15 protein-coding genes and 3 tRNA genes are annotated in these 12,214 nt (G+C 70.7%); 5 read left to right on the plus strand and 13 right to left on the minus strand.

The window, feature by feature from the left end; translation table 11 throughout:
- The first annotated feature begins 54 nt into the window (after positions 1-54).
- Positions 55-390 carry a hypothetical protein gene (locus tag WMR31_RS01515; RefSeq protein WP_340537003.1) on the plus strand — a complete coding sequence of 112 codons (336 nt, stop codon included), beginning with the start codon at positions 55-57 and terminating at the stop codon, positions 388-390.
- A gap of 41 nt (positions 391-431) precedes the next feature.
- Here WMR31_RS01515 and WMR31_RS01520 read toward each other — a convergent pair whose 3' ends face one another.
- The 6 genes from WMR31_RS01520 to WMR31_RS01545 all read right to left on the minus strand — a co-directional run bounded on the left by WMR31_RS01520 (position 432) and on the right by WMR31_RS01545 (position 4,620).
- On the minus strand, positions 432-1,280 hold the full coding sequence (locus tag WMR31_RS01520) for a methylenetetrahydrofolate reductase (protein WP_340537004.1): 849 nt from the start codon (positions 1,278-1,280) through the stop codon (positions 432-434).
- Positions 1,281-1,799: 519 nt separating this feature from the next.
- Positions 1,800-2,519 carry a 50S ribosomal protein L1 gene (gene rplA / locus WMR31_RS01525; RefSeq protein ID WP_340537005.1) on the minus strand — a complete coding sequence of 240 codons (720 nt, stop codon included), beginning with the start codon at positions 2,517-2,519 and terminating at the stop codon, positions 1,800-1,802.
- Positions 2,520-2,602: 83 nt separating this feature from the next.
- Entirely contained in the window at positions 2,603-3,031 is a 429-nt protein-coding gene (gene rplK, locus WMR31_RS01530) for a 50S ribosomal protein L11 (RefSeq protein ID WP_340537006.1), read from the minus strand.
- Between the two features lie 158 nt (positions 3,032-3,189).
- The gene (nusG, locus tag WMR31_RS01535) at positions 3,190-4,146 is read right to left on the minus strand and encodes a transcription termination/antitermination protein NusG (RefSeq protein WP_445321590.1); all 957 of its coding nucleotides are present in this window, start codon (positions 4,144-4,146) and stop codon (positions 3,190-3,192) included.
- Between the two features lie 93 nt (positions 4,147-4,239).
- Positions 4,240-4,482, minus strand: a complete 243-nt coding sequence (gene secE, locus WMR31_RS01540; protein WP_340537008.1) for a preprotein translocase subunit SecE — start codon at positions 4,480-4,482, stop codon at positions 4,240-4,242.
- A 65-nt stretch (positions 4,483-4,547) separates the two neighbouring features.
- Positions 4,548-4,620: transfer RNA gene (locus WMR31_RS01545), tRNA-Trp, on the minus strand.
- A gap of 157 nt (positions 4,621-4,777) precedes the next feature.
- Between WMR31_RS01545 and WMR31_RS01550 the strand changes: the two genes are divergently transcribed.
- Genes WMR31_RS01550 through WMR31_RS01565 form a run of 4 tightly spaced genes read left to right on the plus strand, consistent with a single transcriptional unit; the run spans position 4,778 to position 8,218 of the window.
- Positions 4,778-6,001, plus strand: coding sequence for a pyridoxal phosphate-dependent aminotransferase (locus WMR31_RS01550; RefSeq protein WP_340537009.1), 1,224 nt, complete (start codon positions 4,778-4,780; stop codon positions 5,999-6,001).
- A complete protein-coding gene (locus tag WMR31_RS01555) occupies positions 5,998-7,044 on the plus strand; it encodes an adenosine deaminase (RefSeq protein WP_340537010.1) in 1,047 nt (348 codons plus the stop codon). Before WMR31_RS01550 ends, WMR31_RS01555 begins: the two co-directional genes overlap by 4 nt.
- Positions 7,041-7,676, plus strand: coding sequence for a hypothetical protein (locus WMR31_RS01560; RefSeq protein ID WP_340537011.1), 636 nt, complete (start codon positions 7,041-7,043; stop codon positions 7,674-7,676). Before WMR31_RS01555 ends, WMR31_RS01560 begins: the two co-directional genes overlap by 4 nt.
- Complete coding sequence (locus WMR31_RS01565) at positions 7,673-8,218, plus strand: DUF4190 domain-containing protein (protein ID WP_340537012.1); 546 nt, start codon at positions 7,673-7,675, stop codon at positions 8,216-8,218. The genes WMR31_RS01560 and WMR31_RS01565 overlap by 4 nt, the downstream gene beginning before the upstream one ends.
- 118 nt (positions 8,219-8,336) lie before the next feature.
- On the opposite strand, the gene WMR31_RS01570 is transcribed toward WMR31_RS01565, so the two are convergent.
- From WMR31_RS01570 to WMR31_RS01600, 7 genes are all read right to left on the minus strand, one after another.
- A complete protein-coding gene (locus WMR31_RS01570; protein ID WP_445321591.1) occupies positions 8,337-9,419 on the minus strand; it encodes a UDP-N-acetylmuramate dehydrogenase in 1,083 nt (360 codons plus the stop codon).
- Entirely contained in the window at positions 9,386-9,772 is a 387-nt protein-coding gene (locus WMR31_RS01575; RefSeq protein ID WP_340537014.1) for a MaoC/PaaZ C-terminal domain-containing protein, read from the minus strand. Before WMR31_RS01575 ends, WMR31_RS01570 begins: the two co-directional genes overlap by 34 nt.
- Positions 9,769-10,164: an FAS1-like dehydratase domain-containing protein gene (locus tag WMR31_RS01580; protein ID WP_340537015.1), complete on the minus strand. Its 396-nt coding sequence runs from the start codon at positions 10,162-10,164 to the stop codon at positions 9,769-9,771. The genes WMR31_RS01575 and WMR31_RS01580 overlap by 4 nt, the downstream gene beginning before the upstream one ends.
- A 131-nt stretch (positions 10,165-10,295) precedes the next feature.
- Complete coding sequence (gene rpmG, locus WMR31_RS01585) at positions 10,296-10,466, minus strand: 50S ribosomal protein L33 (protein ID WP_121804265.1); 171 nt, start codon at positions 10,464-10,466, stop codon at positions 10,296-10,298.
- A 52-nt stretch (positions 10,467-10,518) separates the two neighbouring features.
- Positions 10,519-10,595: transfer RNA gene (locus tag WMR31_RS01590), tRNA-Met, on the minus strand.
- A gap of 8 nt (positions 10,596-10,603) precedes the next feature.
- A tRNA-Thr gene (locus tag WMR31_RS01595) sits at positions 10,604-10,676 on the minus strand.
- Positions 10,677-10,749: 73 nt separating this feature from the next.
- Positions 10,750-12,159, minus strand: a complete 1,410-nt coding sequence (locus tag WMR31_RS01600) for an amidase (protein ID WP_340537016.1) — start codon at positions 12,157-12,159, stop codon at positions 10,750-10,752.
- Positions 12,160-12,214 lie beyond the last annotated feature (55 nt).

Genomic DNA, 12,214 nt, shown 5'->3' on the forward strand with positions numbered 1-12,214 from the left:
CGACGAAACCCCGGCACCACCGCCGTTTCTGCCCTAACCTCGGCCGCGAAGGAGGTGGGTGCGATCGATCCTGCGGACGCCGAGGAGAACGCCCGGTACGAGCGCGCGATCCTGAGCACCCTGCTGGTGGCGGCGATACTCGCCGCGTGGGGCTGGTTGGTCACCTTCGCACTCGCCTGGTTCGACCCCAGCCAGGCTGCCGGCGACCTTGCCTTTCTCGTCCTCGGGCTGGCCCCGGTGAGCGCCGCGCTGGCGGCCGGGATCTGGCTGGCCTGGCGAGGAAGACGCCGGTCACTCGGCGGATCGCTCATCGTGGGGTCGCTCCTCGGCCCGATCCTCTTCGTCCTCAGCTTCTATGCGGTGCTCGACTTCCTCTTCGCAGGTAGCTGAGCCCAGAGTCGTCACCCCGCCCCTGAGTAGGGGCGCGTCGATCAGTGCCGCAGGCGGGTGAGCAGGTCTGTCCGCCAGGCTTCGGTCTCGGCGATCTGGTTGAAGGTGAAGACGTGCAGGCCCTCGACCAAGGCGCCGGGCTCGCCGAGTGCGGGAGCGCACTTCTCCAGGAAGCTCTCACCGGTGAATCCGCCGGGCGCGGCCAGCCGGGCGAAGAGCCCCTTGTTCTTGGCGAGGAACTTCGTCGACTCCCCCACCCCGATCTTGGTGGCCATGCCGAGCAGCTTGGCGCGCTCGACCGGCCCGGGGATGCCGAGCAGGAGCGGCATCGTGACACCGCGGGCGCGCAGCCGGCGCAGCCAGTCGCGCACCACCGTGGCGTCGAAGGTGAGGTTGCTGACGATGTGGGTGGCGTAGTGCCGCTTGTCCCACATCGACTGCACCGTCAGGTCGTCGTGGATGGAGGGATGCGACTCCGGATAGCCGGTGATCCCGACCTGCGCCAATGACGCGTCGAGCTCGGCGAGGTCGCGCAGCAACGAGAGCGCGTCGAGGTAGTCGCCGGCCGGCTCGGCGTCACCACCAGGCACGAACACCTTGGTGATCGAGGCCTTCTCGAGGCGCTCGACGATCTCGGTGAGCTCGGTGCGTCCGCTCACCATCCGCGCGGCGATGTGAGGGACGACGTCGTAGCCCTGGCCGGCCAGTCGCTCGGCTAGGTCGAAGGTCGCATCGAGACCCTTGCTCGGCGAGGCCGTCACCGTGATCGTGCGATCGGGCGGCAGGTGCTCGAGGATCTTGGCCTCGGTGGACGCCGTCGGCAGCACCTCATAGCGGGCGTGCTCCAGGAGCCGGACGAGGGTCGCCGTCGTGGCGGTTTTGTTGCGCATAATGCAACTCGTTTCGGGATGCGCATCGAACGGGTTCACTCTACGGGTCGCTTCGTCCCGCGGTACAGACCCGTGGTGACCCAATCCGCGCAATTGCGCCAGTTGGGTCACCCCCCAGCCCTCCCCACTGCACCATTCCGCGCAATTGCGCCGGTTGGGTCACCCCGAGCTCTCCCCACTGCACCATTCCGCGCAATTGCGCCGGTTGGGTCACCCCCAGCCCTCCCCACTGCACCATTCCGCGCAATTGCGCCGCATGGGTCGAAGCGCCTGGGCGCAGCAACCCGAGTCCGGTGGACGATGCCGTCGCGTTCGACTATCACGGCGTCTGCAACGCGAAGGACCGAGACCGGGAAGGCCGCTCACTCGCTGTCGGGTGACGCCGTGCGGCCGAGGCCCCGGCCTCGACTCGCTGGATCGTCAGTCGCTCCGGGAGTGCCGCGAGCAGGTCCGCACGACGAAGCCCGGCCACTCCAGCGGGAGTGACCGGGCTTCGGCTGCTGGGGAGGTGCGGGAGGCTCAGGCCTCGGTCTCGCCCTCGACCGCCACGTTGCGGGTGCGGTTGGGGTCGACCTGGACGCCGGGGCCCATGGTCGTGGAGACGGTGACCTTCTTCAGGTAGCGGCCCTTGGAGCTGGCCGGCTTGAGACGGAGCACCTCCTCGAGGGCGGCGGCGTAGTTCTCGGCCAGTGCGGCCTCGGAGAAGGACGCCTTGCCGATGATGAAGTGCAGGTTGGCGTGCCGGTCGACGCGGAACTCGATCTTGCCGCCCTTGATGTCGGTGACGGCCTTGGCCGGGTCCGGGGTGACGGTTCCGGTCTTGGGGTTCGGCATCAGGCCACGGGGGCCGAGGACGCGGCCGAGGCGGCCGACCTTGCCCATCATGTCGGGGGTGGCCACGACGGCGTCGAAGTCGAGCCAGCCGCCGCCGACCTTCTCGATCAGGTCGTCACCGCCGACGATGTCGGCGCCGGCCTCACGAGCGGCCTCGGCCTTGTCGCCGTTGGCGAAGACGAGGACGCGGGCGGTCTTGCCGGTGCCGTGGGGCAGGTTGACGGTGCCGCGGACCATCTGGTCGGCCTTGCGGGGGTCGACGCCGAGTCGCATGACGACGTCGACGGTCTCGTCGAACTTCTTCTTGGAGGCGGCCTTGGCGATCTTGATCGCGGTCAGCGGGGCGTAGAGCTCGTCCTTGTCGAACGTCTCGGCCGCCGCGCGGTAGGTCTTGCTGCGCTGCATGGTGGGTCTTCTCTCTGCGGGTGGCGCCCGATCCGGGCGCTGGAAGGATGTGGTGAAGCGGGCCAGCGCGGCCCTGCCACGTGTTACTCGGTGGTGACGCCCATCGACCGGGCGGTGCCCTCGACGATCTTCATCGCGGCGTCGATGTCGTTGGCGTTGAGGTCGGGGAGCTTGGTCGTCGCGATCTCGCGGACCTGGTCCTTGGTGAGCTTGCCGACCTTGTCCTTGTGCGGGACGCCGGAGCCCTTCTGCAGGCCGGCGGCCTTCTTGATCAGCTCGGCGGCCGGCGGGGTCTTGGTGATGAAGGTGAACGTCCGGTCCTCGAAGATCGTGATCTCGACGGGGATGACGTTGCCGCGCATGGACTCGGTCTGGGCGTTGTAGGCCTTGCAGAAGTCCATGATGTTGACGCCGTGCGGACCGAGGGCGGTACCGACCGGCGGGGCCGGCGTCGCGGCACCGGCCTGGAGCTGCACCTTGACCAGTGCGGCGATCTTCTTCTTGGGAGGCATGTTCTCTTCCTGTTCTCTGTGGTCATGACGAGGGCGTGCGCCCCCTGCCACGGGTGTTGCGTATCGATTGTCCTACGCGCAGGGTCCACGGGCGAAATCCGCCGGTGGACCCTGTGGGCGCGGAGCCGAGCCGGCCGCCGCGCATGCTCTGCCTGGGCTCAGACCCGCTGGATCTGGTTGAAGCTCAGCTCGACCGGGGTCTCCCGACCGAAGATCTCCACGAGAGCCTTGACCCGCTGAGCCTCGGCGTTGATCTCGGTGATCGTGGCGTGCAGCGTGGCGAACGGGCCGTCGACGACCATGACGGAGTCGGAGATGGCGAAGTCGGCGACCTCGACCGGCTTCTTCGCGGTGGTGGTCGAGCCCGCGGCCTGGGTGGCACCGGACGCCGCCGCGGCGACCTCGGCGGCGGCCTGGACGGCGGGGGCGAGCATGTTCTCGACCTCGTCCATGCTCAGCGGCACCGGCTGGTGGCTGTTGCCGACGAACCCGGTGACCGACGGCGTGTGGCGCACGGCCGACCAGGACTCGTCGGTGAGGTCCATGCGGACCAGGACGTAGCCGGGCAGGGCCGGCTTCTTGCGGGTGCGGCGCTGGCCGTTCTTGATCTCGACGATGTCCTCGATGGGGACCACGATCTCGTGGATGTAGTCCTCCATGTTGAGCGAGACGATCCGGTTCTCCAGGTTCGACTTCACCCGGTTCTCCATGCCGGAGTAGGTGTGCACGACGAACCAGTCGCCCGGCTTGGCCCACAGCTCGCGGCGGAACGCCTCCAGCGGGTCCTCGTCGATCTCCTCGGCCTCGACCTCGGCGGCCTCCTCGGCGTCGACGGCCTCGTCGATCAGCTCGGCGGCCGCCTCGTCGGCGACCTCCTCCTCGGCCTCGATCAGGTCCTCGGCCGGCTCCTCGCCGGACTCGACGTCGATGACGTCGGCGAGGTCGTCGTCGTTGGCCTCGGCCTCGGGGCTGGTGCCCTCGGCCTCGCCCTCCTCGGCGAGGACCTCCTCGGTCGACTCGTCGATGACCTCGTCGACCTCGTCGACCTCGACGTCGAGCGCCTCGTCGGCGACGTCGTCGGTGGTCTCGGCGCTCACCTCGTCGGTGAACTCCAGCGACTCGGCCGCTTCGGTCTCGTCGTACTGCTCAGACACGGAATGCTCCATTGCTTGATTCGGGGATCTCGGCGCTCGACGCCGAGCGCGGCCTCAGCCGGTGAAGATCGCGAAGGCGAGCTTGCCGAAGGCCAGGTCGAGCGCGGAGACGATCGCGATCATCACGAGCACGAAGACCATCACCACGATGAAGTAGGTGATGAGCTGCTCGCGGGTGGGCCAGACCACCTTGCGCAGCTCGGCGACGACCTGGCGGTAGAACGTCGGGATGCTGGTGCGCTTGTGCGCGTCGGACTTGTCCCCGCGGGGACCGCGGACCGCCCTGCTGTCCGACACGCCACTCACCTCTCGCCGTTCTTCCTGTGATCCTGCTGGGTCTTGCTGCTGTGCTGCTGGTCTTGCAGGGCACGAGGGACTTGAACCCCCAACCTTCGGTTTTGGAGACCGATGCTCTGCCAGTTGAGCTAGTGCCCTCCGTCGATCTGTCCCGCCTGCGATCGCCGGCCCGTACCCGGGCACGGCAAAGCATCGGGGAGATCCACCGTCGAGCAGTCTAGGGCCCCGGGGGTAGCGGCGTCCAAACAACCCCACTCGACGCGGGCCGGGCGGGGGTGCGCCCTACGATGAGTTCATGACCTCCAGCCCCCGTGACAAGCGAGTCTCCGAGCGCCTGGCCGCCATCGCCGAGTCGGCCACACTCAAGGTCGATGCCAAGGCCAAGGCGCTCAAGGCCGAGGGGCGTCCGGTCATCGGGTTCGGCGCGGGAGAGCCCGACTTCGCCACGCCCGACTACATCGTCGAGGCCGCCGTCGAGGCCTGCCGCGACCCGAAGAACCACCGCTACTCCCCCGCCGGCGGGCTGCCGGAGCTGAAGAAGGCGATCGTCGAGAAGACCAAGCGCGACAGCGGCCTGGACATCGAGCCCAGCCAGGTGCTGATCACCAACGGCGGCAAGCAGGCCATCTACGCCGCCTTCGCCGCGATGCTCGACCCGGGCGACGAGGTCATCGTCCCCGCGCCCTACTGGACCACCTACCCCGAGGCGATCGCTCTGGCCGGCGGCGTGCCGGTCGAGGTGCTGGCCGACGAGACCCAGGACTACAAGGTCACCGTCGAGCAGCTCGAGGCCGCCCGCACCGACAAGACCAAGGTGCTGCTGTTCGTCTCGCCGTCCAACCCCACCGGCGCCGTCTACACCGCCGACGAGATCCGCGCGATCGGCCGCTGGGTCGAGGACCACGACCTGTGGGTGCTCACCGACGAGATCTACGAGCACCTCATCTACCCCGGCGAGGACGGCGAGGTGCTCGACACCGGCTCGATGCCGGCGCTGTGCCCCTTCCTCCAGGACAACTGCGTCATCGTCAACGGCGTGGCCAAGACCTACGCGATGACGGGGTGGCGGGTCGGCTGGATGATCGGCCCGAAGGACCTGGTCAAGGCCGCCACCAACCTGCAGTCGCACGCCACCTCCAACGTCGCCAACGTGGCCCAGCGTGCCGCGATCGCGGCCGTCGAAGGCGACCTGGCCGCCGTGGAGGAGATGAAGACCGCCTTCGACCGGCGCCGCAAGAAGATCGTGTCGATGCTCAACGAGATCGACGGCGTGGTGTGCCCCATGCCTGGCGGCGCGTTCTACGCCTACCCCTCGGTCAAGGGGCTGCTCGGCAAGGACTACGACGGCGTGCGGATCGACACCTCCGCCGAGCTAGCCGAGTACCTGCTCGACAAGGCCGAGGTCGCCGCCGTGCCCGGTGAGGCGTTCGGCTCGCCGGGCTACCTGCGCTTCTCCTACGCCCTCGGCGACGACGACCTGGTCGAGGGGATCGGCCGGCTCCAGAAGCTGCTGGCTTGAGGGTCGACGGCTCCGAACCGGCTCGCGAGGGAGCCCCGCGCAGTCTGGACACGCTGCCCAAGGCCCACCTGCACCTGCACTTCACCGGGTCGATGCGGCACGAGACGCTGCTCGAGCTGGCCGAACGCGACGGCATCGCACTGCCCGACTCGCTGGTCTCGGAGTGGCCGCCGCAGTTGAGCGCCGCCGACGAGAAGGGCTGGTTCCGGTTCCAGCGGCTCTACGACGTCGCTCGGTCGGTGCTGCGCACCGAGGACGACGTGCGCCGGCTGGTCCTCGAGGCCGCCGAGGACGACGTCCGCGACGGCGGCCGGTGGCTGGAGATCCAGGTCGACCCGAGCGGCTACGCGGCCCGGTTCGGCGGGATCACCCGGTTCACCGACCTGGTCCTCGACGCCGCCCGCGACGCCACCGAGCGCACCGGGCTCGACATGGCCGTCATCATCGCCGCGAACCGCACCCGGCATCCGCTCGACGCCCGCACCCTGGCCCGCCTCGCCGCCCAGTACGCCGGACGCGGCGTCGTGGGGTTCGGGCTCTCCAACGACGAGCGCCGCGGGTCGACGTCGGACTTCGCCGGCGCCTTCGCGATCGCCGAGCGGGCCGGCCTGCTGCTCGCGCCGCACGGGGGCGAGCTGCGCGGCCCCGACCACGTGCGGCTCTGTCTCGACGACCTGCACGCCGACCGGCTCGGTCACGGCGTCCGCGCCAGTGAGGACCCCGCGCTCCTCGACCGGATCGTCCAGTCCGGCGTCGCGCTGGAGGTGTGTCCCACCTCCAACGTCGCCCTCGGCGTCTACACCGACCTCACCTCGGTGCCGCTCCCGACACTGCTCGAGGCCGGCGCCACGGTCGCCCTCGGTGCCGACGACCCGCTGCTGTTCGGGTCCCGACTGGCCGGCCAGTACGCCACGATGCGTGCCGCCCACGACCTGTCCGACGAGACCCTGGCCGAGCTGGCCCGGATGTCGGTGCGGGCCTCGCGAGCGCCGTCCGACGTCCGCGACAAGACGCTCGCCGACATCGACCTCTGGCTCGAATGAGCCGCCCCGACGCGCGGCGGACGCGTTTCGTCGGACGCATCGCGGGACTCGGCTCGACCAGCGGCGTGCGCGTGGTGATCGGCCGCTGGGACTCCTCCCCCTGGGGACCGTTCGCCGACCTGATGGTCGAGGACGCCGACGGGCACCGCGTGCTGGTCGCCCCCGACGAGCGCGTGCGCGACTTCGTGTCGGCCACCTACAACTTCGACGAGCAGGTCATCGCGCCGGTCCAGGTCGGTGGAGACGCGGTGTGGCAGGTCACGAGCCCGCTGCTCGAGCTGCGCCTCACCGTCGGCGGGGTGACGCCGCTGGGTCGCGCCCTGCGGGCGATCCCGGCTCGGCTGGCCACCAGCCCGGCCTGGTGCGCCGCCACCGATCCGGTCGCCCGGGTGGCGCTGCGCGGGGTCCGCACCCGCGGCACCGCCGGCGGGGGTCGCCGCGAGTGGTACGGCGCGACGTCGATGTCGGCCGTCATCGCAGCCGAAGGCCGCTGGCGCGGCACCGACCTCGGCACGCTGGCACCGGTGGACCCGCCGTGCCGGTTCGGGTTCTCCTCCACGCCACGGCGCCCGTCGGTGACCTCGGTGGTTACGACCATCGATATCCCTCCCCATGGCAGGATCGGGGCGTGAGTGAGCAGTCCGGCGAGCCCGAGCCGACCCACCCGTACCTGGCCAAGCCCATCTCGCCGTCCGGCGACGCCGCGTCCTCGCCACCCCCTCCCCCGCCGACCGCGCCGCTTCCCGAGGTCGCGCCGTACCAGGAGTACCAGCAGTACCAGCCCTACGCCGGCCCTACCGCTGGCCCTCCCGCCGGTCCTTTCGCCGGTCCTCCCGCCGGCCCCGCAGGTCAGGGCTACTACCCCTACGCCTTCCAGCAGGTGCACTCCGGCGCCAACACCTCCATGTGGCTGGGCATCGCCAGCGTCGTGTGCGCGGTGGCCGCCCTGGCCCTCTGCGTGACCCTCCCCGGCGTGCTCCTCGGCCCCTTCGCGGTGGCGCTGGGCCTACGCGCCCAGTCCCAGATGCGCCAGCAGCCGGGCCGCTACTCCAACGAGTCCGCCGCCACGACCGGCCTGATCACCGGCGCCATCGGCAGTGTCGTCGGCCTCATCGTCATCGGCCTGATCGTCTTCGTCATCGGCGCGTTCTGGTCGATCGGCACCTGGGGCTAGGCGCAGCCGGGCGGGGCCGACGGGGCGGGATTTCCCCGGTCGACCGGGGAAATATGAACTTGGGGGCCGATATCCCGGTCGACAAGTTCAGGTTTCGGCCGCCCAGTGTGGGCGGTTCCTACAGCGCGCAGCCCACCAGCACCGGCTCCGGCACCAGCGTCAGGCCATAGGCCGCCTGGACGCCGTCGCGGATCTCGCGGGCCAGGGCGAGCAGGTCGGCGGTGCTGGCCTCGCCACGGTTGGTGAGGGCGAGGGTGTGCTTGGTGGACAGCCGGGCCGGGCCGGTTCCGTAGCCCCGGCCGAAGCCGGCGTGCTCGATGAGCCAGGCGGCCGACGTCTTGGCCAGGCCGTCGCCGGCTGGCCACGCGGGCGCGCCGTCGGGCACGTCGGCGGCGGGCACGATCGGGTTGGTGAAGAACGAGCCGGCGCTCCAGGTGTCGTGATCGGCGGCGTCGAGCACCATCCCCTTGCCCGCGCGCAGCCCCAGCACCGCCGCGCGGACGTCGGCGAGGGGGGCGCGCTGTCCCTGCTCGACGCCGAGCGTGCGCGCCAGCTCGGCGTAGGCGATCGGCGCGCTCATCGTGCCGAGCGGGAGCTGGAAGGTGACGTCGAGGACGACGTGGCGGCCGCCTGCGGCGTCGTAGCGGTCGGCCTTGAACCGGGAGGCGCGGTAGCCGAAGCCGCAGTCGGGGCCGGCGAAGGTGCGGATGCCGCCCGACGAACGGTCGTAGACCCGGACCCGGGCGATCGTCTGGGCGACCTCCTGGCCGTAGGCGCCGACGTTCTGGATCGGCGTGGATCCGACGGCGCCGGGGATGCCCGAGAGCGCCTCCACCCCGACCCACCCGCGCTGGACGGCGTGGGCGACGAACCCGTCCCAGTCCTCGCCCGCAGCCACGGTGACCATCGCGCCACCGCACGCGGAGTCAACGTCGTCGGGCAGGTCGCTGGTGATGCCGGTCGTGGCGACGCGGACGACGGTGCCCGCGAAGCCCTCGTCGTCGACCACGAGGTTGCTGCCGCCGCCGAGCACGAGCACCGGCTCACCTGCCTCGTCGGCTGCGCGCACCGCCTCGACCAGGTCGGCCTCGGTGGTGGCGGTGACGAGGCGGCGCGCGGGACCGCCCAGACGGAGCGTGGTGTGGTCGCGCAGCAGGACGGACTCGCTCACGGAGCGGAGGGGTGCAGCGTGACCTGGCAGCGACCCAGCACCGAGACGTCGTCGCACTTGGCCGTCACGGTGATCGTGCCGTTCTCGGCGGCGACGCCGCTGAAGGTCACCTCGGTGCCCTCGGCGGGCACCACCACGGGCTTGGTGAACTTCGCCCCGATCGAGGCGATCCGGCCGGGCTCGCCCACGAACTCGTCGACGTAGCGGGCGGCCAGGGCCAGGGTGTACATGCCGTGGGCGATCACGCCGGGGAGGCCGACCGCGACCGCGATCTCCTCGTCCTGGTGGATCGGGTTGTGGTCGCCGCTCGCGGCGGCGTAGGCGACCAGGTCGTCGCGGGTGACCCGGTAGGTGCGGGCAGGCAGTTCGGCCGGGGTGTTCACGATTCGCCTCCGCGGTGCACGAGGGTGGCGGTGCCGGTGCAGACGAGCTGGCCGTCGGCGTCGGTGACGGCACTGGTGGTGCCGATGATGTCGTTGCCGCCGATCTGGCGCAGGGAGGCCACGCTCAGCTCGACGGTGAGGACGTCGCCGGGCACCACCGGACGCTCGTAGGCGAAGCGCTGCTCGCCGTGCACGATGCGCGACAGGTCGAGTCCCTCGGCCTGGAGGAAGCCCATCATGGCGTCGAAGGCCGGCACGATCGGGTAGGTCGCGGGTGCGGGGCCCCCGGCGTAGGTCGCCCCGGTGGCCGCGACGAAGGCACCGACGGAGGCGTCGGTGACCTCGTGGGGCGGGGCTGGCGGATAGCTGCGTCCGACGATGCTGGAGTCCACACCGCGACGGTAGTGCAACCGGCCGCGATGCTGAGAATGGTGAGAATGCGACGAGCCCACCTCCTGGACGGAGGCGGGCTCGTGGGCTGCCGGTCGGGCCGGCGGAGGGATCGTGGAGATCCGTCGCTGGGTCAGCGGGTCTCGCGGTGCGCGGTGTGCTTGCGGCAACGCGGGCAGAACTTCGCGAGCTCGAGCCGGTCGGGGTCGTTGCGACGGTTCTTCTTGGTGATGTAGTTGCGCTCCTTGCAGTCCACGCACGCGAGCGTGATCTTGGGGCGAACGTCGGAGCTCTTGCTGGCCACGATGGATCCTTCGTCGAGGGGCTTTCGGGTACTACGGGTGCTGCGGTCGTACTGGTAGCGGGGGCGGGACTCGAACCCGCGACACCACGATTATGAGCCGTGTGCTCTAACCACCTGAGCTACCCCGCCTGGTTGAGAGCCCCTTTACGGAATCGAACCGTAGACCTTCTCCTTACCATGGAGACGCTCTGCCGACTGAGCTAAAGGGGCAACGACGCAGAACGATACACACCGTCGGGGGCAAGCACGAAATCGGTTCGCCCTGGGCGGAACGAGACCCCGATCACCCCCCGACCGGAGCGCCGATCCGGGCGAACGGGCGGGCCTCCTCCAGCTCGTAGGCCAGCTCCAGCAGCACCCCTTCGCGGCCCGCGGCGGCCGCGAACATCATGCCTGCCGGGAGGCCGGTCGAGGTGCTCTGGAGCGGCAGCGAGATCGCCGGATCGCCGGTGACGTTCTGCAGCGGGGTGAACGACACCCACGACGTGAGCCGGTCGATCAGCAGGTCGTAGGACTGGCTCGGATCGAGATAGCCGACCAGGGGCGTGCTGTGCGCGAGCGTGGGCGTGAGGGCTACGTCGTAGCGCTCGTAGAACGCTGCGCTGTCGGCGCTCGCGCGGCGCAGTCGCCGGATCGCGCCGGGCAGTCGGTGGAGCCTGCGGCCGGCGTGCCGGGCGAGGCCGTGGGTGAGGTGATCGAGCCGGGTCGGGTCCCAGGTGCGGCCGTGCGTACGGCGTCCGGTGCGCATGACGACCAGCGCGAGGAAGCCCCAGTAGAGGAGGAAGTCGTCGGCGAGCTGCTCGCTGACCTGCGGCTCGACCTCCTCGACGTGATGCCCGAGCTCCTCCAGCAGGACGGCGGTCTTGAGGGTCAGCTCGCGCAGCTGAGCACTCGCCGGGGAGCCACCGGTGGTACTGAGCCCGACCCGCAGCCGGTTGCGGCCCGGGCGGGTGAGGTCCCCGATCGGCGGCAGCGAGAGCGGCCGGTAGACCCGTTCGGCCTCCCGGTAGAAGGCGGCGGTGTCGCGGACCGAGCGGGTCAGGACGCCGTCGGACACGATCGGCACCGGCATCTCGCGGGTCAGCCTGGCCTGCGCGAGTCGGCCTCGGGTGGGCTTGAGCCCGACCAGCCCGTTGATCGAGGCGGGGATGCGGATCGATCCGCCGCCGTCGTTGCCGTGCGCGATCGGGAGCGCCCCGGAGGCGACGAGGGCGGCGGCGCCCGCGGAGGAGCCGCCGGCGACGTGGCTGGGCGACCACGGCGAGCGGACGGCGCCCAGGCGCGGGTGCTCCGCCGCTGCGGAGAAGCCGTACTCCGAGAGCTGGCTCTTGCCGAGCGGGATCAGGCCGGTGGCCAGATACATCCGGGCGAAGTCGCCGTCGACGGCGGCCGGACGCCCGATCCACGCGTCGGCGCCCTCCCGGGTGGGCATGCCCGCGACGTCGACGTTGTCCTTGACGACGGTCGGCACCCCGGCGAAGAAGCCGCCCCGCGGATCGCGGGACTCGACCCGAGCCCGGTCGAAGGCGCGGTAGGCCATCGCCCCGAGATCGGGGTCGACCCGCTCGATGCGCGCGATCGCCGCCTCCACCACCTCGCGCACACCCACGTGGCCCGCGTGGAGCTCCTCGACGAGGCCGATGGTGTCGTGCTCGCCGAGGGCGTCGTCGGTGAATGCGGAGACCCGGTCCATGCCTCGAATCTAGTGTCGGCGTCTCGTGGCCCGCGCGGGGCTAGCGGGGGTGTCG

Origin of the sequence: Nocardioides epinepheli, from assembly GCF_037936805.1 — a bacterium.
Lineage (GTDB): Bacteria > Actinomycetota > Actinomycetes > Propionibacteriales > Nocardioidaceae > Nocardioides.